21 protein-coding genes are annotated in these 21,939 nt (G+C 62.2%); 11 read left to right on the forward strand and 10 right to left on the reverse strand.

The window, feature by feature from the left end:
* From ACWPWQ_RS20995 to trhA, 3 genes are all read right to left on the reverse strand, one after another.
* Positions 1 to 1,395, reverse strand: a 1,395-nt coding sequence (locus ACWPWQ_RS20995; RefSeq protein WP_454010671.1) for a retention module-containing protein, incomplete at its 3' end; no start/stop codon positions are given.
* 222 nt (positions 1,396 to 1,617) lie between these two features.
* Positions 1,618 to 3,279: a putative transporter gene (locus ACWPWQ_RS21000; RefSeq protein ID WP_139439639.1), complete on the reverse strand. Its 1,662-nt coding sequence runs from the start codon at positions 3,277 to 3,279 to the stop codon at positions 1,618 to 1,620.
* Between the two features lie 117 nt (positions 3,280 to 3,396).
* Positions 3,397 to 4,032: a PAQR family membrane homeostasis protein TrhA gene (gene trhA / locus ACWPWQ_RS21005; RefSeq protein WP_342059973.1), complete on the reverse strand. Its 636-nt coding sequence runs from the start codon at positions 4,030 to 4,032 to the stop codon at positions 3,397 to 3,399.
* Positions 4,033 to 4,267: 235 nt separating this feature from the next.
* On the opposite strand from trhA, the gene ACWPWQ_RS21010 reads away from it, so the two are divergent.
* From ACWPWQ_RS21010 to ACWPWQ_RS21020, 3 genes are all read left to right on the forward strand, one after another.
* Positions 4,268 to 5,800 (forward strand): aminotransferase class V-fold PLP-dependent enzyme, encoded by a 1,533-nt coding sequence (locus tag ACWPWQ_RS21010; RefSeq protein ID WP_454010672.1) that lies wholly within the window; start codon positions 4,268 to 4,270, stop codon positions 5,798 to 5,800.
* 129 nt (positions 5,801 to 5,929) lie between these two features.
* Positions 5,930 to 6,481 (forward strand): septation protein A, encoded by a 552-nt coding sequence (locus ACWPWQ_RS21015; protein ID WP_247625609.1) that lies wholly within the window; start codon positions 5,930 to 5,932, stop codon positions 6,479 to 6,481.
* A gap of 24 nt (positions 6,482 to 6,505) precedes the next feature.
* A complete protein-coding gene (locus tag ACWPWQ_RS21020) occupies positions 6,506 to 6,802 on the forward strand; it encodes a YciI family protein (RefSeq protein WP_139439635.1) in 297 nt (98 codons plus the stop codon).
* Positions 6,803 to 6,894: 92 nt separating this feature from the next.
* Here the strand turns inward: ACWPWQ_RS21020 and cysQ are convergent, their stop codons facing one another.
* Entirely contained in the window at positions 6,895 to 7,650 is a 756-nt protein-coding gene (cysQ, locus tag ACWPWQ_RS21025) for a 3'(2'),5'-bisphosphate nucleotidase CysQ (RefSeq protein ID WP_454010673.1), read from the reverse strand.
* 165 nt (positions 7,651 to 7,815) lie between these two features.
* Between cysQ and ACWPWQ_RS21030 the strand changes: the two genes are divergently transcribed.
* From ACWPWQ_RS21030 to ACWPWQ_RS21040, 3 genes are all read left to right on the forward strand, one after another.
* Positions 7,816 to 8,136, forward strand: coding sequence for a ComEA family DNA-binding protein (locus tag ACWPWQ_RS21030; protein ID WP_139439633.1), 321 nt, complete (start codon positions 7,816 to 7,818; stop codon positions 8,134 to 8,136).
* 94 nt (positions 8,137 to 8,230) lie between these two features.
* Positions 8,231 to 9,142 (forward strand): UTP--glucose-1-phosphate uridylyltransferase GalU, encoded by a 912-nt coding sequence (galU, locus tag ACWPWQ_RS21035; protein WP_041205077.1) that lies wholly within the window; start codon positions 8,231 to 8,233, stop codon positions 9,140 to 9,142.
* 210 nt (positions 9,143 to 9,352) lie between these two features.
* Entirely contained in the window at positions 9,353 to 10,750 is a 1,398-nt protein-coding gene (locus ACWPWQ_RS21040; RefSeq protein ID WP_202046654.1) for a peptide MFS transporter, read from the forward strand.
* A 70-nt stretch (positions 10,751 to 10,820) separates the two neighbouring features.
* Here ACWPWQ_RS21040 and ACWPWQ_RS21045 read toward each other — a convergent pair whose 3' ends face one another.
* Positions 10,821 to 11,792 (reverse strand): response regulator, encoded by a 972-nt coding sequence (locus tag ACWPWQ_RS21045; RefSeq protein ID WP_234570412.1) that lies wholly within the window; start codon positions 11,790 to 11,792, stop codon positions 10,821 to 10,823.
* 311 nt (positions 11,793 to 12,103) lie between these two features.
* Between ACWPWQ_RS21045 and ACWPWQ_RS21050 the strand changes: the two genes are divergently transcribed.
* From ACWPWQ_RS21050 to ACWPWQ_RS21060, 3 genes are all read left to right on the forward strand, one after another.
* Positions 12,104 to 12,778, forward strand: a complete 675-nt coding sequence (locus ACWPWQ_RS21050) for a DnaT-like ssDNA-binding domain-containing protein (protein WP_139439629.1) — start codon at positions 12,104 to 12,106, stop codon at positions 12,776 to 12,778.
* 66 nt (positions 12,779 to 12,844) lie between these two features.
* Positions 12,845 to 13,699 carry a DnaA ATPase domain-containing protein gene (locus ACWPWQ_RS21055; protein WP_139439628.1) on the forward strand — a complete coding sequence of 285 codons (855 nt, stop codon included), beginning with the start codon at positions 12,845 to 12,847 and terminating at the stop codon, positions 13,697 to 13,699.
* Between the two features lie 125 nt (positions 13,700 to 13,824).
* A complete protein-coding gene (locus ACWPWQ_RS21060; protein ID WP_454010674.1) occupies positions 13,825 to 14,460 on the forward strand; it encodes an SDR family oxidoreductase in 636 nt (211 codons plus the stop codon).
* Positions 14,461 to 14,538: 78 nt separating this feature from the next.
* Here ACWPWQ_RS21060 and ACWPWQ_RS21065 read toward each other — a convergent pair whose 3' ends face one another.
* The 4 genes from ACWPWQ_RS21065 to ACWPWQ_RS21080 all read right to left on the reverse strand — a co-directional run bounded on the left by ACWPWQ_RS21065 (position 14,539) and on the right by ACWPWQ_RS21080 (position 19,361).
* Positions 14,539 to 15,738, reverse strand: coding sequence for an ABC transporter permease (locus ACWPWQ_RS21065; RefSeq protein WP_454010675.1), 1,200 nt, complete (start codon positions 15,736 to 15,738; stop codon positions 14,539 to 14,541).
* Positions 15,735 to 16,877 carry an ABC transporter permease gene (locus ACWPWQ_RS21070; protein ID WP_454010676.1) on the reverse strand — a complete coding sequence of 381 codons (1,143 nt, stop codon included), beginning with the start codon at positions 16,875 to 16,877 and terminating at the stop codon, positions 15,735 to 15,737. The genes ACWPWQ_RS21065 and ACWPWQ_RS21070 overlap by 4 nt, the downstream gene beginning before the upstream one ends.
* Complete coding sequence (locus ACWPWQ_RS21075; RefSeq protein ID WP_202046660.1) at positions 16,877 to 17,881, reverse strand: HlyD family secretion protein; 1,005 nt, start codon at positions 17,879 to 17,881, stop codon at positions 16,877 to 16,879. The genes ACWPWQ_RS21070 and ACWPWQ_RS21075 overlap by 1 nt, the downstream gene beginning before the upstream one ends.
* A 73-nt stretch (positions 17,882 to 17,954) precedes the next feature.
* The gene (locus ACWPWQ_RS21080; RefSeq protein ID WP_162519328.1) at positions 17,955 to 19,361 is read right to left on the reverse strand and encodes a TolC family protein; all 1,407 of its coding nucleotides are present in this window, start codon (positions 19,359 to 19,361) and stop codon (positions 17,955 to 17,957) included.
* Between the two features lie 292 nt (positions 19,362 to 19,653).
* On the opposite strand from ACWPWQ_RS21080, the gene dusB reads away from it, so the two are divergent.
* Together dusB and fis are read left to right on the forward strand one after the other, a co-directional pair.
* Positions 19,654 to 20,619, forward strand: coding sequence for a tRNA dihydrouridine synthase DusB (dusB, locus tag ACWPWQ_RS21085; RefSeq protein WP_111911924.1), 966 nt, complete (start codon positions 19,654 to 19,656; stop codon positions 20,617 to 20,619).
* A 25-nt stretch (positions 20,620 to 20,644) separates the two neighbouring features.
* Positions 20,645 to 20,941 (forward strand): DNA-binding transcriptional regulator Fis, encoded by a 297-nt coding sequence (gene fis / locus ACWPWQ_RS21090; RefSeq protein ID WP_005309538.1) that lies wholly within the window; start codon positions 20,645 to 20,647, stop codon positions 20,939 to 20,941.
* 87 nt (positions 20,942 to 21,028) lie between these two features.
* Here the strand turns inward: fis and ACWPWQ_RS21095 are convergent, their stop codons facing one another.
* Positions 21,029 to 21,661 (reverse strand): LysE family translocator, encoded by a 633-nt coding sequence (locus ACWPWQ_RS21095; RefSeq protein WP_454010677.1) that lies wholly within the window; start codon positions 21,659 to 21,661, stop codon positions 21,029 to 21,031.
* Positions 21,662 to 21,939: the final 278 nt, after the last annotated feature.

Consider the following 21,939-nt stretch of genomic DNA (forward strand, 5'->3'; position numbering starts at 1 on the left):
GCTGGCATCCAGCGCGATGGCGAGATCTACCGGCGCCGTAGTGTCCAGCAGGCTGGTGTCGTCGGTGGCGCTGGCCGGGTTGCCCGCCGCGTCGGTGACGCTGGCCACCACGGTCAGGTTGCCATCCGCCAACCCGCTCAGGTCTGCGGTGGTGCGGTAGTTGCCGTCGGCATCGGTGATCGCGTCGACGGTCACGCTGTCACCCTTGGCATCGGTGATCACCAGGGTCACGGTGCGACCCGGGCCGACATCGGAGGTGCCGCTGATGGGCGCGTCGGCCACATTGGCCGCGTTCACGTCATCCAGGCTCACCGTGATGTTGGCGTTGGTGTCCACGCTGCCATCATCGGCGGCAGTGCCCGTATTACCGGCCGGATCGGTCACGCTGGCAGTCACCTCATAACCGCCATCCGGCAGGGGGGTGACCACATCAGAGCTGTAAGACCCATCCGGTTGAACTGTGGCCGTCAGCGTCTGCTGGTTGCCATTGGCATCGGTCACCACCAGGGTCACAGTGCTGCCAGGGGTGGCATTTGTGGTGCCCGTGATGGTCGGGGTGCTGTCGTTGGTGTTGTCCGGCGCAGTCACAGTGACAGAAGGCGCTGTGCTGTCCACGCTGCCATCGTCGGTGGCGGTGCCGGTATTGCCGGCGGGATCGGTCACGCTGGCGGTCACGTCATAGCCGCCGTCCGGCAAAGGAATCTCCACATCCACGCTGAAGCTGCCATCCGGATTGACAGTGGTGATCAGGGTCTGCTGGTTGCCGTTGGCGTCGGTCACCACCAGGGTCACAGTGCTGCCGGGAGCGGCGTCCGTGGTCCCGGTGAGGGTCGGAGTGCTGTCGTTGATGTTGTCCGGCGCGGATACCGTGATGGTGGGTGCGGTGAGATCGAGGAGTTCATCCTCGTCATCCTGCGCTTCGGCCAGCGGAGCGGGATCATCCGAATTGGCGGAATCAAAGCCGGCGGTGGAGATGGTGGCATCACCGGTTCTGTCGATGGTGATGAAGCCGCCGTTGCCGCTGGCACCCGCAACGCCGCCCACGTTGCCCGCAGCGGGTGCCCCGCCCGCCGCCGACGCTTCAAATGCCTGGGTCGGGTCAGTCCCCGCCAGAATCGCCTGCTGCAGGGCGGCGATGTCGTCAGGTACATTCCCCTGCCCCTGCCGTGCCAGCTGGGGCTCTTCAGAGTCGGGAGTGTTGCTCGGGCTCAGGGTGAAGGTGGTCTCGCCCCCCTGGAAGCTGGCCCCCTCAGGAGCGAGCAATACGGCATCCTTGGGCAGCACATCGCCTTCAGAAAGAAGCGTCTGGCTCCCGTCAGCGGCAACCAGATAGACTTTGCCTTGCAATTGGGTAACGACGACATCCTGATCCAGTACGATGCTCTTGCTGCTCATGGTTTCTCCTGAAATATCAATGGGCATAGATTTCCAGCCTCCAATGTGCCCGTTAGTCCGACCAGATACCAGTGAGAAAAATCGAACGAACAGACCGAAATGAGGCTTGGATTCGCGCCGAAAACGAAGGGTGTTTGAAGGGTAATAAAATTAGTTAAATCAATATCATCAAAAATGGCAGCATCAAGATGGGAGCCTTATTGGCTCCCATTTCATGTCGACTCAGGCCCCGGCCCAGAGCAGGATGGCCAGCAGTTGGGGAGAGATGATCCGCAGGAACATCACCAGGGGGTAGACGGTCGCGTATGACAGGGCGCTGGCGCCACTGGTGGGGTGCATGCCGTTGGCGAAGGCCAGGGCGGGAGGATCCGTCATGGAGCCGGCCAGCAGACCGCACAGGGTGAGGTAATTGACCTTGCCATAGTGGCGCGCCAACACCCCGACCACCAGCAGCGGGATCAGGGTGATGGCCACGCCATACATCATCCAGGCAGGACCATCCCCGTTGATCAGGGTGTCGATGAAGCCGGCCCCTGACTTGAACCCCACCACCGCCAGGAACAGCACTATGCCTATCTCCCGCAGCGCCAGGTTGGCGCTCGGCGGCATGAACCAGTAGAGCTTGCCGATGCTGCCGATGCGCGACAGGATGAGGGCCACCACCAGGGGGCCGCCCGCCAGACCCAGTTTGAGGGCCGCCGGGAAGCCCGGCAGGTAGAAGGGAATGGAGCCGAGCAATACCCCCAATCCAATGCCGATGAAGACCGGCAGCATCTGCACCTGCTGTAGTTTCTGCTGGACGTTGCCGACCACGCTGGTTACGGCCTCGATGGCATCTAGCCGCCCCACCAGGTTCAGGATGTCGCCAAACTGCAGGCTGGTCTGACTGGTCGGGACCAGCTCGATGCCGGCCCGGTTCAGGCGCGAGATGACCACATCGTATTTCTGCTTGATGTCGAGATCCCGGATCCGTTTGCCGAGCACCTGCTCGTTGGTGACCACCACCCGCTCGACCCGCAGATCCGTTCCCCGAGTGGAGAGTGAGGTATCCACCTCCTCTCCGAGTACCAGCAGCACCTTGTGCAGGGCGTGGCGCTCTCCCACCAGGTGCAGCAGATCGCCGAGCTCGATGCGCGAGTCGGGCTTGGGCACCATCAGTTCGTCACCGCGCTTGAGGCGGGAGCAGATGACATCGGCCTCGTCCAGGCTCGGGATCTCGCGGAGCATCAGGCCATGCATGTTGGGGTTGCGCACCGCGATATTGATGGTCTGCAGGCTCTCCTTAGTTTTGCCCGCCTGTTGCTCGAACGCGGCGGCTTCTTCGTCGATCTTGACGTGAAAGAACATGCGAATGAGCCACATGGTGAGCAGGATCCCGCAGATCCCGAACGGGTAGGCCACCGCATAGCCCATCCCCATCAGGCCGGTGGAGCCCGGATCCGCCCCAAGCTCCGCCAGGATCTGCTGACCCGCCCCCAGCGAAGGGGTGTTGGTCACGGCGCCGGAGAAGACCCCTAGGATCACCGGCAGCGGCACGTCGAACAGCTGGTGCAGCGCCGCGGCCACCACGCAGCCGAGCAGCACCAGCAGGGCGGCGAAGCCATTGAGCTTGAGCCCCGAGCTGCGCAGGGAAGAGAAGAAGCCGGGCCCGACCTGGATGCCTATGGTGTAGACGAACAGGATCAGACCAAATTCTTGAATGAAATGAAGTGTTTGCTCATCCAGCTTCAGGCCGGAGAGCCCGGCAAAATGCCCCACTATGATGCCGCCGAACAGCACACCGCCAATCCCCAAACCAACGCCATAGACTCGCCAGTTTCCCAGCCAGAGTCCCAGCACCGCCACCAGCGACAACATGCTGATGGAAAGCGCGATCTCACTCATTTTTGCATCCTTTCCAAGCTGAACTGACCCTAGCTTGTCAGCAAACGAAGGGGGCAACTGTGGGGTGCCGCACGAATTCAGGCTTTCATGGGCGCAAAAATACCAATTAAGGGTTAATCAGGCGACATAGCCATAGATGGCCACAAAGTGACAGAGGCTCCCGCCCAGCACGAACAGATGCCAGATGGCGTGGTTGTAGGGGATCTGCCTGGCCATGTAGAAGAGGGTGCCCAGGCTGTAGATAAGCCCGCCAAGCCCCAGCAGCAGGAGCCCGGTGCCATCCAGATGGAGATAGAGCTGATAGACGACCACCAGGGACAGCCAGCCCAGCATCAGATAGGTGAACAGTGACAGGCGCTTGAAGCGGTTGATGAACAGGAGCTTGAATACCACCCCGGCCAGGGCCAGCCCCCAGATCACCACCATCAAGCCCTGCGCCAGCGGGGTATCGAGCGCCACCAGCAGGAAGGGGGTGTAGGTACCGGCGATCAGCAGATAGATGGCGCAGTGGTCAAGCAGCTTGCACCGGCGTCTGGCCACCGCCGATCCCATGCTGTGGTAGAGGGTCGAGGCGAGATAGAGCAGCACCAGGCTGGTGCCGTAGAGGCCGTAGCTCAGCAATGCCTGGGGACCCTGATCCCAGCCCTTGTGCAGCAGCAGGATCAGGCCGATGATCCCCAGCAGCAACCCCAGCCCGTGGCTGAGACGATTGGCCCACTCTTCCCGTGGGGAATACCCCGTCACATCCGTCATCACCACCTCCAGCCAAAACCCGATCCACTCTAGCGGCCGACGTTTCAGGCTACAAGTGTTAGCTCAAAATAAAAAGGGGTCAGCTCATGGGGAGTCCCGCCGTCAGGAGGTGGCTGTTCCCCCCGCCCCTTTGGTGTATGCTCTGCGGCCGACGCCACCCGCGCAGATGGCCGTGTCTGTCCGGCACGGCGCGCGCCCGGTACTTTCTGCCCGACAGGCTGGTCTGGAGAACCTGATGAAGCTGACTGAACTGTTTACACAACCGGATCCTGACTTCGGCCAGGCCATGACGGCCCTGCTGGAGACCTTCCATCACTCGGATGACAGTCAGGCCCCCTATCAGCGCGACAGTTTCGTCCATCAGCTCGATCAGTCGTCCATGCCCGCCAGCGGCATAAGCACGACAGAGTACCTCACGCGTCTCGCCGCCCTAGTACCCGGCGCCTCCCATCTCACCTCGCCCCACTACATGGGACACATGACGGCGCCCCTGCCGGCCTTCACCGCCGAGCTCTCCCGGCTGCTGGTGATGCTCAACCAGAATCCGATGAAGATGGAGTCCTCCCGCCTGCTCAGCTTCCTGGAGCGGGAGGTGCTGGCCAAGCTGCACCGCCTCGTCTATCGGGAGGACGACGGCTTTTACGCGGCTCAGATGCATGCCAAGGATGCCGCCCTCGGGGTCATGACCAGCGGTGGCACCATAGCCAACGTCACCGCCCTCTGGCTGGCCCGCAACCGGGCCTGTGGCGACGATCTGTTTTCCCTCTACGAGCAGGGCTACCGTGGCGCCGTGATCCTGGGGTCCAGGCTGATGCACTACTCCTTCGACAAGGGGATGGATCTGCTGGGGCTGGGGGCTTGCCGCGTCTGGCGTCTCGAGACGGATGCCGACAACCGGCTCTGCCTCGAGGCCCTCGAGGAGGCGCTGGTTCGATGCCGGGAGCAAAAGCTCAAGGTACTGGCCCTGGTGGGGGTCGCTGGCAGCACGGACTTCGGCTCCATCGATCCCCTGCCCGAGCTCGCCGCCATCGCCAGGCGCGAGCAGATCCACTTTCACGTGGATGCCGCCTGGGGCGGCCCTACCCTGTTTTCCCCCCGCTATCAGGGCTTGCTGGATGGCATAGCGCAGGCCGATACCGTGACCCTGGACGGCCACAAGCAGCTGCTGGTGCCGCTCGGTACCGGCATGCTGCTCTGCCGCCAACCGGACCTGATGATGACGGTGAAGCGGGAGGCTCCCTACGCCATTCGCGCCAGCTCCTTCGATCAGGGCCGCTTCACCCTGGAGGGCACCCGCCCCGCCAACGCGCTCTATCTGGATGCCGCCTTCCAATTGTTGGGCCAGCAGGGCTATGCCCAGCTTATCGACGCCAATTACGACAGGGCGCGGCGGATGGCTGAGCTCATCGATGCCCACCCCGCCTTCGAGCTGATGTCGGCCCCCGTGATGAACCTGCTCTCCTATCGCTGCATTCCGCCCCACCTGCAGGGCAAGGCCCTGGACGAGGCGGCCAACGAGCAGATCAACGCCTTCAACGTGGCGTTGCAAAAGGCCCAGCGCGCCGAGGGGCACAGCTTCGTCTCCCGCACCCAGCGGGCGGTGAGCCGCTACGGCGCACAGCCGCTCACCCTGCTGCGCGCCGTCCTGCTCAATCCCCTCATCGAGGAGCACCATATCCGTAACTTGCTGGATGACCAGCTGCGGCTCGGCAGCCTCGTTGCCAGCCAGCTGTTCGACCAGGCAGAACAACCGGGATCTGTGGCATAGGACAGCAAGTGCCATCCTTAGGGTGGCGACCCCGCAGCGGGGAACTGCATACTAAATGAACGGTCTTATTCATTTGCCGTTGCCTAACGGGCAGGTACACTGAGTGAAATTTTGAGGTTAGAGCCCAGCATGAAGCAGTTTATTGAATTCATTCCCCTGATCGTCTTCTTCGCGGTCTACAAGTTCTACGACATCTACACCGCCACCGGCGCCCTGGTGGTCGTCACCGGTCTCCAGCTGCTCTACAGCTGGGTGCGGTATCGCAAGGTCGAAAAGATGCAGCTGTTTACCTTCCTGCTGGTCGGTTTCTTCGGCGGCCTCACCGTCTTCTTCCACGACGACACCTTCATCAAGTGGAAGGTGACCGTCATCAATGCACTCTTTGCCCTGGCCCTGCTCATCAGCCGCTACGGCTTTGGCAAGAATCTCATCAAGCAGATGCTGGCCAAGGAGCTGCAAGCCCCCGACCGCGTCTGGGACAAGGTCAACCTCGGCTGGGTCGGCTTCTTCGCCCTCTGCGGCCTGCTCAACCTCTACGTGGCCTTCAACCTCTCCCAGGAGATGTGGGTCAACTTCAAGGTCTTCGGCCTGCTGGGCATGACGCTGGTGTTCACCCTGCTGAGCGGCGTCTACCTCTATCGCCACATGCCGGCCGAGCAAAAAGCAGAACAGAAAAAATAACCGCAATCAGAAAAGGACCCTCTCATGTGGTATCTCATCTACTCCGAAGATGTCGCCGGCAGCCTGCCCCAGCGCAAGCTGGCTCGCCCTGCCCACCTCGCCCGTCTGCAGGCGCTGCAAGATGAGGGGCGCCTGCTGACGGCCGGCCCCAATCCGGCCATAGATGCCGAGGACCCGGCCGATGCGGGCTTCACCGGCAGCACAGTCATCGCCGAATTCTCCAGCCAGGCCGACGCCAAGGCCTGGGCCGATGCCGACCCTTATGTGGCGGCTGGCGTCTATGCCAGGGTGACCATCAAGCCGTTCAAGAAGGTGTTCTGAACCGGGCCCGGTTCGCATCATGTTGAGCGCGAGAATGCAAAAGGCCGGACACTGTCCGGCCTTTTTACATCTGCACGCCCTGGCAGCGGCAATCAGGCCCGCGCCACAAACCAGGGGTTGAGGATATCCGGCTTGTTGTAGGCAAGCGCTGAGCCATCGAGCTGGGTCACGGACCCACCCGCTCCTTCCAGCACCGCCTGCGCCGCCGCCGTGTCCCACTCGCAGGTAGGGGCGAGGCGCGGATAGAGCTCGGCGCCCCCTTCGGCGATGATGCAGAACTTGAGTGAGCTGCCCATGGAGACCAGCTCTATCTCGCCAAACGGTGCCAGATAGTCGAGGGTGGCCTGCGACAGGTGGTTGCGACTGCCCACTACCCGCCATGCTTCCCCCTCCTTATGGGGGCGGGTCTGAATGACTTCATGCTGGCCATCGGCAACACGCCAGGCCCCGACCCCCTTGCCGCCATACCAGAGCTTGTCCAGCACAGGGGCATAGACCAGTCCCCAGACCGGCCTGCCCTCCTCGATCAACGCAATGTTCACGGTGAACTCGCCGTTGCGGGAGACAAACTCCTTGGTGCCATCCAGCGGATCCACCAGCCAGTAGCGGGACCAGCCGCGCCGTGCCTGCATCGTCTCGGCGTCCGACTCTTCCGACAGCACGGGAATATCCGGCGTCAAGCGGGCCAACGCCTGCACTATCACCTCGTGCGCTCCCTGATCGGCGGCGGTGAGCGGACTCTCGTCCTGCTTGTACTCCACCGCGAAGGGCTGACGGTAGATGGCCAGGATGGCGTCACCGGCGGCGCGGGCGATGGGCTCCAGTGCGGAAATGGCGGGTAAGAACATGGAAAAGACATCTCGCTCAAATGGTTAGCCAGTGTAACTGAGGAGGAGGTATCCAGCTTATAGCCGATTTGCCTGAGTTATTCCTTGCTAGTTCTGACAGACAAAAAGTGGCGCAATACGACTAATGATAAATGTGCGATTAACGCAACATAAGGACATGAAGCCATGAACCGAAAGACTCTGATCGCCGCCCTGCTGCTGGGCTGTCTGCCCCTGTTGAGCCAGCCTCTGCTGGCCGCCGACAAGCCGGCTGCCAAGCCGGCCACCGTGGCCACCAGCGCCAAGGAGGCCGGCAAGATCAACCTCAATACCGCCAGTGCCGATGAACTCGCAGCGCTGAAGGGCGTTGGCGAGAAGAAGGCGCAAGCCATCGTCGATTACCGCGAGAAGCAGGGCAAGTTCACTACTGTGGATCAGCTGGCGGAGGTGAGCGGCATAGGGCCCGCCACCCTGGATGCGAACCGGGACATGATTATCGTCAAGTAACCGGTTTGAATCCCTGTCATCCTGAGGGCAGCCTGTGGCTGCCCTATTTTTCTTCGGGTATCATGAGCGCACTTAGTATCCTCGGACTCATTCCATGAAAAAGACACCCCTCGTTGTTCGCAAGGCCGTCCTCCCCGTTGCCGGTCTGGGTACCCGCATGCTGCCCGCCACCAAGGCCATCCCCAAAGAGATGCTGCCGGTGGTCGACAAGCCGCTGATCCAGTATGTGGTGCGCGAGGCCATCGCCGCCGGCATCAAGGAGATCATCCTGGTGACCCACTCCAGCAAGAACTCCATCGAGAACCATTTCGACAAGAGCTTCGAGCTGGAGGCGACCCTGGAGAAGCGGGTCAAGCGTCAGCTGCTGGAAGAGGTGCAGCACATCTGCCCGAAAGACGTCACCATCATGCACGTGCGCCAGGGCGAGGCCAAGGGCCTGGGCCATGCGGTGCTGTGCGCCCGCCCGCTGATCGGGGATAACCCCTTCGCCGTGCTGCTGCCTGACGTGCTGATCGACGAGGTGGCGAGCGATCTCAAACAGGACAACCTGGCCGAGATGGTACACATGTTCGAGGCGGACCAGATCAGCCAGATCATGGTGGAAGCCGTCCCCGAGAGCGAAGTGGACAAATACGGTATCGCCGACATCAAGGGCGAGGCCCTGAGCGCCGGCATGTCACTGCCGATGCAGGCCATCGTCGAGAAGCCGCCGCGCGACGAGGCACCCTCCAACCTGGCCGTGGTCGGCCGCTATGTGCTCTCCGCCAACATCTGGCCCTTGCTGGAGAAGACCCCCGCCGGGGCGGGCGACGAGATCCAGCTGACCGATGCCATCGCCATGCTGATGGAGAAGGAGCAGGTCAATGCCTACTTCATGAAGGGTCGCAGCCACGATTGCGGCAGCAAGCTGGGTTACATGAAAGCCAACGTGGAATATGCGGTGCGCCACCGCGAACTGGACGGCGAATTTACCGCCTGGCTCAAGCAGTTCGTCAAACAGTTGTAATTGCTGAAAATTCACGCAACATACAGAATAAAAGACTGGGCATCATTCGATGCCCTTTCATTTTATAAACAAAATTCAACCATTGATAGATAAAATATCGTCAAAAGCTCTCGTTGTAATTCAATCCTGCTTGTTTTATAAGGAATATGGCTTGTTCCTAGCCCTTGCATAAAATTTCTAAAAAAATATAAGACACAGGTGGAAGTTCCAATGAATAACCCGTCCAAAGGGACCTTTTTAGGTCACCCTAAAGGGCTCTTTTTGCTCTTTAGTACCGAACTCTGGGAGAGATTCTCCTACTACGGCATGCGTGCCGTGCTCGTCCTCTATCTGACCGACATGACGGCCAACGGCGGCATGGGCTGGACCCAGGCCGACGCCCTCAAGCTGTACGGCATCTATACCGGTCTGGTCTACATCACCCCGATCATCGGGGGCTGGCTGGCCGACACCTTCCTCGGTCAACGCCGCGCCATCCTGATCGGTGCCATCTTCATGGCCGCGGGTCAGTTTACCCTGGCCCTGCCCCACGCCATGTTCCCGGACATGGTCAACACCGTCTTCTACGCGGGCCTTGGCTTGCTGATCCTGGGTAACGGTCTGTTCAAACCGAACATCTCCACCATGGTGGGCGACCTGTATCAGGAAGGTGATCACCGTCGTGACGGTGCCTTCACCATCTTCTACATGGGCATCAACCTGGGCTCCCTGCTGGCAGGGGTGATCTGTGGTGCCGCCGCCACCGCCTACGGCTGGCAAGCTGCCTTCGTCAGCGCCGGTATCGGCATGCTGCTCTCTCTGGTGGTGCAAGCCACCATGGCCCAGCGTTTCCTCGGCGACATCGGCCGCGTGCCGGCTGCCCAGCGCGCCGCAGAGCAGCGTTCCAAGGAGCAGAAGGCCCCGCTGACCAAGCAGGAAGTGGATCGCATCAAGGTCATCCTGGTGCTGGGTCTGTTCACTATCATCTTCTGGGCCGGTTTCGAGCAGGCCGGTGGTCTGATGAACCTGTACGCTCAGGAATATACCGACCGCATGATCGGCAGCTTCGAAGTGCCGACCGCCTGGTTCCAGTCCCTGAACCCCTTCTTCATCATCACGCTCGCCCCGATTGTGGCCGCCATCTGGATCAAGCTCGGCAGCAAGGAACCAAACTCCCCGGTGAAATTCGCCATGGGTCTGCTGTTCCTGGCCGTCGGCTTCCTCTTCATGATCGGTGCCGTGCTGGAGCAAGGTGGCGATCAGGCGGTCAAGACCTCCATGTTCTGGCTGGTCGGTGCCTACCTGTTCCACACCCTGGGCGAGCTCTGCCTCTCCCCCATCGGCCTCTCCATGGTCACCAAGCTGGCACCGCTGCGCCTGGCCTCCCTGATGATGGGTGCCTGGTTCGGCTTCGTCGCTCTGGCCAACTATGCCGCCGGTTTCATCGGCTCCTTCGTCGGTGAAGCGGGTCCGATCGCCATCTTCGGTGGCATCGCCCTGGCCGCCGTGATCAGCGCCCTGATCCTGCTGACCATGGCGAACCGCCTGGTCTACTGGATGCACGGCGCCGAAGGCCCTGCCAAAGAGGCCGACGAGCACGACAAGAAGCTGCAATCCGCCGCCGTCTAATCGGTCCGACTGCACAACGCAAACAGGGCGCCCATTGGGCGCCCTGTTTGTTTCGGCTCTAAAGCCGGCCTCAGTGATGACGAACCTGCATCTTCAGGGCGCTGCCATTGTCGCTGCGAAACTGCAGCTCGAAGGGCTCGTGCCAGCTGCGCTTGTGCAACCCATAGCGGCTGCTGCGCATCAGCCCGAGCGGCAATCCCCCCGAGCGCATCAGCCAGTGGGGGGAGGTGAGGCCCGCATTGGCAAACACCAGTCCGTCTTCCTGATCGAACAGCAATGCCGCCATGGAAAAGGAGTGGCGCAGACCCGACTCCAGCAGCTGCAGATTGAGGTAGTCGAGCAACCTGTGGGGCTGGGTCAGCAGCTGGCTCTCCTGCTGCTGGTATTGGCGATAGGGCCCGTTCATCAAGGAGCGCACCAGGGCGCCGCAGAAGGCGGCATCCACCCCCAGGATGGGCAGCTCCATCACCAGCACCAGCAGCTTGTCGTCCAGCTTGAAGGTGTCGGGAATGAACAGATTGCCCATGCCGGCGAATGTCACCTGCCAGGGCCCCCACTCCTGCATGCCAGGTGGTGCCAGCCAGGCCAGCAGGCGGCTGGACGCCAGATCGTGGGCCCGGAAGAAGTCGATGTGCTCCATCAGCTCCAGTTGCTGGCTCTGGTGGGCGTTGCTCGTCAGGCACTGATCTATGCTGCGCCGGATCTGGCCATAGTCATCCACCGGCTTGATGAAGAAGTCGCTCGCCCCCGCCCGCAACGCCCGCTCGATGGCGGCCATCTGGTCCTGACCCGAGATGACGATGACAGGCACCTCGGGGTAGCGGGCAGCGAGGCAGGCGATCACCTCATGCCCATCCATGTTGGGCATGTTCAGATCGCATAACACGATATCGGGGTGATAGAGTGCGGCTGCCGAGAGCCCTTCGATTCCATCTTCGGCCTGAAAGACACAGGCCCCATCATGCTCGAGATAAGTGACCAGCGAGTGGCGAAAAACCGCTTCATCCTCCACCACCAAGATCCGTAGTCCGGCTTTTGACATCTTGACAAAGCTCTTATTAGTCAAACGGTTATTTGAGCACTAAGCCTAGATCATGGGAGCGCCATCTCGCCACCCAATATTGCCGGGTAGCCCCTTCAAATGGCCAGTCAGCCATCCAAGCATTTGAAATGGACTGATTATTTTGTCAGCAATTTATGCCGCTTCCCTGCCAAACGGGAGGGCTGCGCCCCATTCACCACGGGATGAAGGGGCACCGCGGCATCATCAGGCAGCCATCCATGGGCACAGTGAATTGTATGCGACCCCGCCATGAGGGATAATGCCCCCCACTCCAGATCGTGAAGCAGACCATGACGCCAGCCGAATACAGCGCCCTCGCCCATCCCAGACTCTCCCACCCGGCACGCAGCCTCTATACCCTGCAGCTGCGCCGGCTGGTGCTGGAGAATCGGCTGCCCAGGCTCAACTATCCCGAACTCGGGCGCGCCCTGGCGGTGGTCGATCCGGGCAATCCCAGCGGGTTCTGCTATCAGGTCAATGCCCGCCAGCTCACCGAACTGCTCGATGAGCTGATGGAGGCCGAATTGTTGCAGGTCGAGGCACAGGCGGACAGTGAGCACTACCATCAGTGCCCCTTCCAGCTGCCCCTGCTGAGCCAGCGGGTGCGCAGCCCGCTGCCGGAGCGGCCGTTCCAGATGCATCTGCACTGGCGGCCGGACGAAGAGCTGCCCGCCCTCGCCCGCCTGTGCGGGGTGATCGATGCCAGCTACAGCGAAGAGGATCTGGGGGAGTTCATCGCCTACTGGCTGGGTCGCCCCGAGGTGTTCGACTCCCAGCATCAGTGGATGCTGAAGTTCATCCGGACCCTCAAGAGCCGGCGATACACAAGGCGCCAGCCGACCGAGGTGGCCGGTTATCAGCAGGTCACCCCAGCCCCCGTCGATTCGGGGCCGAGCAAGCGGGCGCAGGAGATGATCGAGGCCGCCAAGCGGCTGGCCCAGACCGAGGAGCCGGACAATGATTGATCCCGGATGCCCGCAGCAGGCACTATTAACCCCTTGTCACCCCAGCCCCAGCAGAAGGAGTATCCCATGACAGATCCGCACGACCCGCTGCGCCAGGAGCTGGAAGAGATCGAGGCCAAGCGCCGCAGGATCGCCAAGGCCAAACAGGATCATCGCGTGCACGATCCCGAGCTGAGCCAGCACGTGGGCGGCCTGCTCGAGCGCATCCGTCGCCTGCAGGCCCAGACCGGCGGCGGCCAGTACGACTACGAGACCCTGCGCAAGGAGTACGACGCCAAGGCCAATGCCGAGGTGCGCGAACTGCAGAAGGCGGCGCGCCAGGAGCGGATCCAGAAGCTGATCGCCCAGGCCGACCTCAACCCGGACTGGATCTTCGAGAAGATGGATGCCGGCGACCCCGCGCTGCAATACCCCATAGAGACGGCCCGCTACTTCATCAGCGGCTTCGAGCATTGGGAGAAGAGCGGCGGTGGCTGCATGCTCATCTATGGCGACTACGGCACCGGCAAGTCCACCCTGGCGGGCGCCGTGGCCCACGAGCTGATCGAGCGCCATCAGAAATCGGTGATCTTCCAGCAGTGGGCCTCCGTCGTGGACAGACTCTTCTTCAACGTCATCCAGGATCAGGAGGAGCGCAACCAGTACCGCCGCGCCCTGGAAGAGGTGGATCTGCTGATCATCGACGAAGTGGCGGCCAACCGCGCCAAGATGGCGGAGAGCCAGTCCAGCTTCCTCGGCCACCTGCTGCGCCGCCGCCGCAACCTCTCGAAGAGCGTCATCATCATCACCAACCACAGTCCCCAGAGCCTGCATCAGGCCATAGGTGACTTCAGCTTCGAAGCGATCAAGGCGTTCAACCCGGTGGATATTCACCTGAGCGGCCCCAGTCGTCGCCCCAGCATAGGCCACTACAACGGCTGATCCTGTGCGAGCCCGGGCCACTAGCCCGAGCTCGCCGCATTTCCCCGCCTTAAATAAAAACAACTCTCATTTACAGCGCCATGCCAACCCTTTAGGCTGACCCTTTCGCCACAGGGAGCAGCACAATGCCAACCACACTCATCTTCGGAGCCAGCCGCGGGCTGGGCCGCGCCTTCACCGAACACGCCCTGCGCCAGGGTCACAGGGTCCTGGCCCTGGTCCGTAACCCGGCGATGGCCGCAGAGCTGCGCACCCTGGGGGTCGAAGCCATCGAAGGGGATGCGCTGGATCCGGCCGCCGTGCAGCAGGCTTGCGCGCAAGCGGGCCCGGGTGCCCGGGTCGTCTCCACCCTCGGTAGCTTCCGTCAGCCGCAACCAGTGGATTATCAGGGCAATCGCCACGTCATCGACGCCATGGAGCAGACCGGGCTCACCCGCCTGCTGCTGGTGACCTCCCTCGGCTGCGGTGACAGCTGGCAATACCTGCCCGAGCGGGCCAGGGCGGCGTTTGGTCACGAGGTGCGCTTGAAGAGCCTGGCGGAGAGCTGGCTGCAGACCAGCGCGCTCGACTGGACCATCCTCAGGCCGGCCGGCTTGCAGGATGGGGAGGCCACCGGTCGTGCCGAGCTGAGCCAGGGCAAGGAGGTACACGGACTGGTGCGCCGCGCCGATGTGGCCGCCCATGGGCTGCGCCTGCTGGCCGACGAGGCTGCGCTGGGGCAGATCTACGCCATCGGCGATCCCGAGCTCCATCGCGCCTGAGCCATCCACAACCCAAGCCAGCGCATACAAAAACGGTCAGCCCTTGGGCTGACCGTTTCACACTCTCTAGCCACCGCGTTATCTCGCCTGGCTGGCGGCCGTGTCGGTTGCCACCGGGTTGGCAACCGGCAGCGACCGCTGACGCCAGCGCAGCAGCAGGCAGGCGAGGCCGCCATGAAGCAGTGCCAGCCCCCAGAGTTGCCACCAGTAGCGCGACACCTGGCTGAACTCGGCCTCCATCTGGTTCAGGCGCAGGAATCCCTCTATGGCCGGCGTGCTCGGCACCCACTGGGCCAGCCAGTTGAGGGGGGTCGGGATCAGCTCCAGCGGCCAGATGAAGCCGGCGAGGAAGACCAGCGGCAGCGAGGAGATGAGCACCACCTGGGTCGGCAGGTCGCGCCGGGTAAACAGAGCCCCCAGCACCACCCCCAGCCAGGTGGTGGCCAGCAGGAAGGGCAGGGTGAACAGCCACAAGGCGGCCGGCTCTGCGGTGCGGGCTATGCCGTAGTGGTCGAAGCAGAAGCCGAAGAAGTAGATCACCGGCAGCACGAACAGCCCCCCCACCACCAGGGTGCGGGCCAGCAGCAACGCCAGCACGGGCGCCTGCTGCCAATAGCCGTGCTCCCCTCGCCCGCTTCGCTGGTTCTGGGTCGCCCCCAGAATGCCGGTGCCCATCAGCAGCACCTGATGCAGGATCAGCACGAAGACCGCCGGCACCACGTAGTTCACATAGCCCATGGACGGGTTGAACACCGGCACCACGTTGAGCCCGACCGCATTCCAGCCCATGGCCGCCTGGGGCAGCGCCTCGCCGTGGCTCAGCAGCCGGGCCACCTTGACCTGAGCGGCCAGGGTGCCTCCGGCCTGGGCCAGCCCCTCGGCTATGGTGCCGTAGACCAGGAAGTAAGAGGCGTCGCCGGCATAACCCAGGGTAACGCTCTTGCCCAGCATCAGATCCCGGTAGAAGTGACGGGGAATGTGCAGTATGCCGCTCGCCTTGCCGGTCAGCATCCACTCCCGCGCCTGTGTCAGGCTGTCGACCCGAGCCACCAGTTTCACCTGGGGCGTCGCATCGGCCATGAACTCCAGCTGACGGGAGAGCTGGCTGCCGTCATCGTTGACCACCACCACAGCCTCTTCGCGAGGCAGCTGATGCAGATAGGGCTGCGGATAGAGGAAGGAGTAGAAGAAGACGCCGCCAAACAAGGTCAGCATGATGGCCCTGTCCGCCAGCAGGGTGCGCAACTCGAGACGCACCAGATCCCAGAAGCCCATCATGATTCAGGCTCCTTGGTGGCCAGCTGGCGGGCAGCATGGGCCTGGGGTTGATAGCGCCGCACGACCAGCAGCAGCGGCAGCAGGAACAGCAGCAGGGCGCCGAACTGGGGCAGGGCCGCCGTCAGCGGCTGGCCGTAGTTGGTCTGGCCTATCTGCAGTTCGACATAGTGGGAGATGGGCAGCAGGCTGCGCCAGAACTGGGCCACATCCCCCATGGCGCTGACCGGGAAGGTGACCCCCATGAAGGCGAACCCAGGCGCCGTGTAGGCGCCCGCCAGGGAGAGCGCCCGGGCCGGATCCCGGATGATGCCGTAGAAGAAGGCTCCCATGCTGACACAGGCAGCCGAGGCCAGCCCCAGACCCAACGTCAGCACCAGCCAGCTCCCCTGCATGGGATAACCCAGCGCCTTGAACAGCAGCAGGCTCCACGCCAGCCCCCACCCCCACCCGATGAGCACATGGGGCAGCAGGGTGCGCCAGAGGCCGAACCAGACCCCTCTGGTGGTCCAGTCCAGGCCGAGTCGATCGGTGCGGGCCAGGGCATTGAGGCCATAGAGCACCACCAGGATCTGCCACACCGCGGGCAGCAGGGCACTCAGCAAAAACTGGGCGTAGCTGGAGTTGATGTTGTAGAGCGCCGTCACCTGGCTCGCTATGGGCACGGATTGCCCCAGCGCCCCGGGCAGCGCCTTGCCGTCGGCCATGGCCGAGAGCACGCCCACCTGACCGTTGAGGGTGCCCACCGCCTGGGCCAGGGCCGCGTTGACCAGCTTGGCGATCAGGATGAACTGGCCGTTGTTGAACACTGTCACCCTGGGCTGGGTGCCCTCCCTGGCATCCCGCTCCAGGTGGTTGGGGATCACCACCAGGGCATAGATGTCCCCTCCGCGCAGCGCCCTGGCGCCTTCGTCTATGGTGTCAAACTGCTGCGCTATCTTGAGCCCGGCCGAGCCATCCAGCGAAAATGCGAGCTGGCGGGAGAGGGTGCTGCGATCCAGATCCACCAGACCCACCTTGAGATCCCGCGCCAGCCCCGCCGAGAAGATCCAGCACAAGAGCCCGATCAGCAGCAGCGGGATCCAGCTGGTCAGGGCCCGGCTGAAGGGGTCTTGCCACAGCAGCCGCCATTCGCGTCCCATCAGAGTTCGACCAACACGCTCATGCCAACCCGCAACCCCTCAACCGGTTGCAAGGGGCGCGCCTCCACCTGGAAGCTCTTCATGTCGAACCCCTGACGGGTGTCTGTGGCTCGCCAGGTAGCGAAATCCCCCATCGCGGCCACATGGGACACCTTGAAGCGCACCGTCTGATCGCCAAGGCCCGGGATGCGGGCATCAAACTCGGTGCCGACCGGGAAACGGGGCAGCAGATCCTCGCGTACATGGAACTGGGCCCAGGCATCCTTCATGTCGAGTAGGGTCACCACAGGGAAGCCCTGGGGCGCCAGCTCGCCGCTGCGCAGCAGCACCTGGGCGACTTCCCCCTCGTGCGGGCTGGCGATGCGAGTATCGGCCAGATAGGCCTCGACCTCGGCCACCCCGCCTGCCGCCATCTTGGCCTGCTCCCGCGCCGCGACCTTGGTCTCCTCCCGCGCCCCTTCCAGGGTCATCTGGTATTGCTGCCAGGCCATGCCTTCGCTGTATTTGGCCGCCTGCCAGGCGGTCCAGGCCTCGTCACGCTTTTGCAGCGGCATGACGCCGTCCCGATGCAGGCTGGCGATACGCTCATAGGTCTTGCCACGAAGCAGGGCGGCCGCCTTGGCTTGCTGCCACTGATCCTTGGCCGCGGCTATCTGCTGGGCCCGCGCCCCCTTCTCGGCCTCCTGCGCCATGGCACCAGCGGCCGCCTGACCCGCCTTGGCCTGGCTCAGCTTGGCCTCGATCTCGGGGCTCGCCAGGGTGAACGCCAGCTGACCCTTGGCCAGTTGATCTCCCTTCTTCACCAGCACCTCGTCGATGCGCCCCGCCACCTTGGAGGAGACAGAGTACTGCTGCGCCTCAATCTGGCCCTGCAGGCGCACCGGCTCCGGCTGATAGGCCAGCCAGAAACGCCAGCCCAGCCAGATGACCAGCAGCACCAGGGCAAGTGGCAGCAACCAAGGCTTGCCCTGGCTCATCTTCTTCTTGATGGGGGGATGACTCATGAATTCACCTCGACAAAAGGGCGACCCTTGGCGGTCGACACAGTGATGGACAGATGGACCTGCTGGGTCGAAGTCATGAATTCACCTCTATCGCCTGACCATGCTGATATTGATTGAAACTGTTCATCTGCCCCGAGAGCGCCAGCAGGCGGGCCAGGGAGACCACGTATTGGTAGGCTGCGGCGGCGCGCTGGGTCTTGACCCCGGCCAGCTGGCTCTGGGCATCCACCACATCCAGGGAGGTGGAGAGTCCCTGGCCGAATGCCTTGTCCCGCAGCCGCACGTTCTCCTCCGCAAGGGCCTGGGTCGAGGAGAGGGCATGATACTCCTCCAGCCCCTGCGCCGCCTCGCGCCAGGTCTTCTCGACCAGCAATTCAAGATCCTGACGGGTCTTGGCCTGCAGCAGATTGACCTGCAGCTCGGCACTCTTGGCCGCCTGCACCGTCTCGGAGCGGCCGTCGCGGCTCACCAGCGGCATGCTGACCCCGACCCCGACCAGCCAGTCCGGCGTGGTCTTGGACACGATGGAGTCATCTTCATAGAGGTTGTAGTTGCCAAACAGGAAGAGCTCGGGGGCGTATTTGCCCTTCTCCAGCTTGATCATGCCCTGGGCCTGCTCCTTCTTGGCCGCCAGCAACTTGAGGCCGGGGTGCACCGCCAGGGTCTCCTCCACGAAGGGGGTGAGCTGCGGCATCCCCTCGTTGATGAAGAGCCGGGTGTTGGGCTCCGCCTGCTTGAGCTTGAGCATGTGGCCTAGGGCCAGCTGGGCTATCTCCAGGCTGCGCCGCGCCTTCTGGGTATCGATGCGTGCCCTGTCATAGGCCGACTGGGCGGAGAGTCGCTCGACCTTGGCTATCTGGCCCTGGGCTTCGAGCTTTTTGGCATGATCCAGATGGTGGGCCAGCCCCTGCTCGATCTCCTGCTTGGTCTGCACCACCTGGGCCGCCAGCACCACGCCGAAGTAAGTCTGGGAGAGGCTCTCGAAGGTGGACTGCTGCTTGAGCACCAGCAACTGCTGTGCCTCGCTCACCTGCGCCTGGCGGATGTCCTGGGCCGCATCGATGCGCCCGCCAGTGAAGAGGGGCCACAGCATCTTGACCGAGCTGGTCACCACGTTCTGCTTGGTGAGGGGAGTGACGAAGTCGCTGGGGCTGAGGTTGAGCGCCTGCATGACGGGGCCCAGCACCTTGCCGAATTCCGGGTGATTGGCGATGGGGTTCAGATCCAGCATGTCCAGCTCCATCGGCTGATCGAGGTGGGTATAGCTGGCCCCCACATCCACCTTGGGCAGGTACATGCCCTTGGCCGCCTCGCGCAGCTGCTCTGCCCGCGCCACCCCGGCCTGCTCCGCCGCCAGGCCGTCATCCTGCTGGATGACCCGGCTCCAGGCCTCGGTGAAGCTGACGGTTTGCGCCTGCGCCGAGCCCAGCATGGCTCCCAGCAGGCCCGGGCAGAGCAATTTGATGAACCTTGACGTCATACATCCCCAATTTATGTTTGTAATAAAATTGTGTGGAGCCTTTGCTCGATTCAGGCTCGCTATCATAGCGTAAACAGGCGCCGGAAAGAGACTGCCAAATCACCGAGTCCCTCACTCATTTGACCCTGACCATGGTCCCAGACAATATGTCTGATTTTCAAGCACTCCTGAATTTGCAAGCCTTGGCGCGACGTTTTTTTCAGAAAAAAATGGCTGACGCTCAAATACTAACCTTTTCTCCTGACTAAAAAATGCGTAATATACGCCGCCCTAAGCCGATGGTAACCGTGGAATGCAGATAGGTCCCCACACGCTTGAAACTCCCTTGATCGTGGCCCCCATGGCCGGTGTAACAGACCGACCATTTCGTGAACTTTGTTTACGTTTGGGAGCAGGCATGGCCGTTTCCGAGATGCTGCTGGCCAACCCGGATGTCTGGGATACCCAGAAAACCAGGATGAGAATGGGCCACTCTGCCGAAACCGGACTGCGATCGGTCCAGATTGCCGGAGCCGACCCCGAGATGATGGCGTTTGCTGCCCGCTACAACGTGGAGCAGGGCGCTCAGATCGTCGACATCAACATGGGATGTCCGGCAAAAAAAGTGAATAAAAAGTTGGCAGGCTCCGCCCTGCTGCGTCAACCCGATCTGGTCAGATCCATCTGCCAGGCCGTGGTGAATGCAGTAGAGGTACCTGTCACCTTGAAGATCCGCACAGGATGGGATCCGGATAACCGCAATGGCGAGGAGATCGCCCGAATCGCCGAAGATTGCGGTATCGCGGCCCTTGCCGTGCATGGTCGTACCCGCTCCTGCCTCTACAAGGGTGAGGCGGAGTACGACACTATCAGGGCGATTAAGCAGGCCGTATCGATTCCTGTTGTCGCCAATGGCGACATAGACAGCCCGGAGAAGGCCCGGTATGTCCTCGACTATACCGGCGTCGACGCCGTGATGATCGGCCGTGCTGCGCAAGGACGACCCTGGATTTTCCGGGAAATCCGTCATTTTCTTGAGACGGGCACCAAGCTGCCGCCTCCCGACAGGGAAGAGGTTCGCACCCTGATGAACGAGCATGTTACCAACCTGCACCAGTTTTACGGTGCATATCTGGGAGCGCGTATTGCCCGTAAACACGTGGGCTGGTATCTGGATGAAGAAGAGACGGGCCGAGAATTCCGTAAGCACTTCAATGCCCTGGATTGTGCAGACGCACAGTTGAACGCGCTTGAAATGTATTTCGATGGATTAGGTTAACGCATAACTAAAGAGCCGACCGAATATGTTCGAACAAACCCTGACTTCTGATGCATTGGTAACAACTACTCACAATCACGCTGCCGAGCCGACCCAGCGCCCCCTGCGTGACTCTGTGCAACAGGCCCTGCGTAACTACCTGGCCCAGTTGAACGGTCAGGAAGTGATTGATCTGTACGATATGGTTCTCTCCGAAGTCGAAGCCCCCATGCTGGACGTGATCATGCAGTACACCCGTGGTAACCAGACTCGCGCCGCCGTGATGATGGGCATCAACCGTGGCACCCTGCGCAAGAAACTCAAGCGCTACGGCATGAACTGATTCCAGTCAGCCTGCTGCAGTGCAGATAAGGGCGTATCCCAGCGATGGGATACGCCTTTTTCTATGGCAGACGTTCCTGACAGCGCCTTACTCCGCGGCCAGCTTGATGCCGAGCCCCACGAACAGCCCCCCCATCAGGCGATTGAGCCAGCGCCCCAGCCGGGCAGGCAGGCGCACCTTGCGACTCGCATAGGCGGTCGAGAAGGCCAGCAGGTGGCACCAGATCATCCCGTTGAGGTTGAAGATGCAGCCCAGCACGATAAACGCCAGCGCCTTCTGCGGCGCATCGGGGGCGATGAACTGAGGCACAAAGGCGAGGAAGAAGAGCGCTACCTTGGGGTTGAGCACATTGGTGAGCAGGCCTTGCCGAAAGATCCGCCCATAAGAGAGCGCTGGCAGCGATACCGCGGGCTCGCTCGCAACGGATGAGCTTGCTCCTTGCCTGAGCAGGGAAATCCCCAGATAGACCAGATAGAGCGCCCCCATCAGCTTGATGACGGCGAACAGCTCGGCAGAGGCACTCAGCAGCGCAGACAGCCCCAGCGCCGCCGCCAGCACATGCACCATGGTGCCCGTGCCTATGCCCAGTGCGGCCACCGAGCCCGCTCGCCAGCCTTGCGAGCCACTGCGCAGCATGATGAGCAGGGAGTCCGGCCCCGGCATCATGTTCAACAGCAGGCCAGAAACGATAAACAACGCCAGATCGTGGATCCCCAACATACACAGCTCCCTTGCCGATGAAACTCACAGTCTATGGATCCAGCCCGTCTTGTCACTCCCCCGTTACGGCAATAGTGAACATAGGCAGGAGGCATAACCAAGGGCGATCAGGGTTGGTGGAGAGAGTAGAAGAGTCGAAAGGTAAGCAAGTGGGTAAACAACGGGCCATGTATTTGGATCAGATGACCTGGGCATCCTCTGAACCATCAGAAAATCGGTGCTGAAGCACAGAATGTCAGGCAATAAAAAACCCCGCTCATCGAGCGGGGTTTCTTGTA

The organism is Aeromonas sp. Marseille-Q7275, assembly GCF_965119515.1.

What these genes read in the sequence shown, in the direction of transcription:
- ACWPWQ_RS21000 (WP_139439639.1), bottom strand. Translation starts at nt 3,279, where the DNA reads ATGAGTGAGATCGCGCTTTCCATCAGCATGTTGTCGCTGGTGGCGGTG.
- ACWPWQ_RS21015 (WP_247625609.1), top strand. Translation starts at nt 5,930, where the DNA reads ATGAAGCAGTTTATTGAATTCATTCCCCTGATCGTCTTCTTCGCGGTC.
- ACWPWQ_RS21080 (WP_162519328.1), bottom strand. Translation starts at nt 19,361, where the DNA reads ATGACGTCAAGGTTCATCAAATTGCTCTGCCCGGGCCTGCTGGGAGCC.
- ACWPWQ_RS21055 (WP_139439628.1), top strand. Translation starts at nt 12,845, where the DNA reads ATGACAGATCCGCACGACCCGCTGCGCCAGGAGCTGGAAGAGATCGAG.
- ACWPWQ_RS21020 (WP_139439635.1), top strand. Translation starts at nt 6,506, where the DNA reads ATGTGGTATCTCATCTACTCCGAAGATGTCGCCGGCAGCCTGCCCCAG.
- dusB (WP_111911924.1), top strand. Translation starts at nt 19,654, where the DNA reads ATGCAGATAGGTCCCCACACGCTTGAAACTCCCTTGATCGTGGCCCCC.
- ACWPWQ_RS21065 (WP_454010675.1), bottom strand. Translation starts at nt 15,738, where the DNA reads ATGATGGGCTTCTGGGATCTGGTGCGTCTCGAGTTGCGCACCCTGCTG.
- ACWPWQ_RS21045 (WP_234570412.1), bottom strand. Translation starts at nt 11,792, where the DNA reads ATGTCAAAAGCCGGACTACGGATCTTGGTGGTGGAGGATGAAGCGGTT.
- ACWPWQ_RS21095 (WP_454010677.1), bottom strand. Translation starts at nt 21,661, where the DNA reads ATGTTGGGGATCCACGATCTGGCGTTGTTTATCGTTTCTGGCCTGCTG.
- cysQ (WP_454010673.1), bottom strand. Translation starts at nt 7,650, where the DNA reads ATGTTCTTACCCGCCATTTCCGCACTGGAGCCCATCGCCCGCGCCGCC.
- ACWPWQ_RS21060 (WP_454010674.1), top strand. Translation starts at nt 13,825, where the DNA reads ATGCCAACCACACTCATCTTCGGAGCCAGCCGCGGGCTGGGCCGCGCC.
- ACWPWQ_RS21040 (WP_202046654.1), top strand. Translation starts at nt 9,353, where the DNA reads ATGAATAACCCGTCCAAAGGGACCTTTTTAGGTCACCCTAAAGGGCTC.
- ACWPWQ_RS21030 (WP_139439633.1), top strand. Translation starts at nt 7,816, where the DNA reads ATGAACCGAAAGACTCTGATCGCCGCCCTGCTGCTGGGCTGTCTGCCC.
- ACWPWQ_RS21010 (WP_454010672.1), top strand. Translation starts at nt 4,268, where the DNA reads ATGAAGCTGACTGAACTGTTTACACAACCGGATCCTGACTTCGGCCAG.
- fis (WP_005309538.1), top strand. Translation starts at nt 20,645, where the DNA reads ATGTTCGAACAAACCCTGACTTCTGATGCATTGGTAACAACTACTCAC.
- ACWPWQ_RS21050 (WP_139439629.1), top strand. Translation starts at nt 12,104, where the DNA reads ATGACGCCAGCCGAATACAGCGCCCTCGCCCATCCCAGACTCTCCCAC.
- ACWPWQ_RS21070 (WP_454010676.1), bottom strand. Translation starts at nt 16,877, where the DNA reads ATGGGACGCGAATGGCGGCTGCTGTGGCAAGACCCCTTCAGCCGGGCC.
- ACWPWQ_RS21075 (WP_202046660.1), bottom strand. Translation starts at nt 17,881, where the DNA reads ATGAGTCATCCCCCCATCAAGAAGAAGATGAGCCAGGGCAAGCCTTGG.
- galU (WP_041205077.1), top strand. Translation starts at nt 8,231, where the DNA reads ATGAAAAAGACACCCCTCGTTGTTCGCAAGGCCGTCCTCCCCGTTGCC.
- trhA (WP_342059973.1), bottom strand. Translation starts at nt 4,032, where the DNA reads ATGACGGATGTGACGGGGTATTCCCCACGGGAAGAGTGGGCCAATCGT.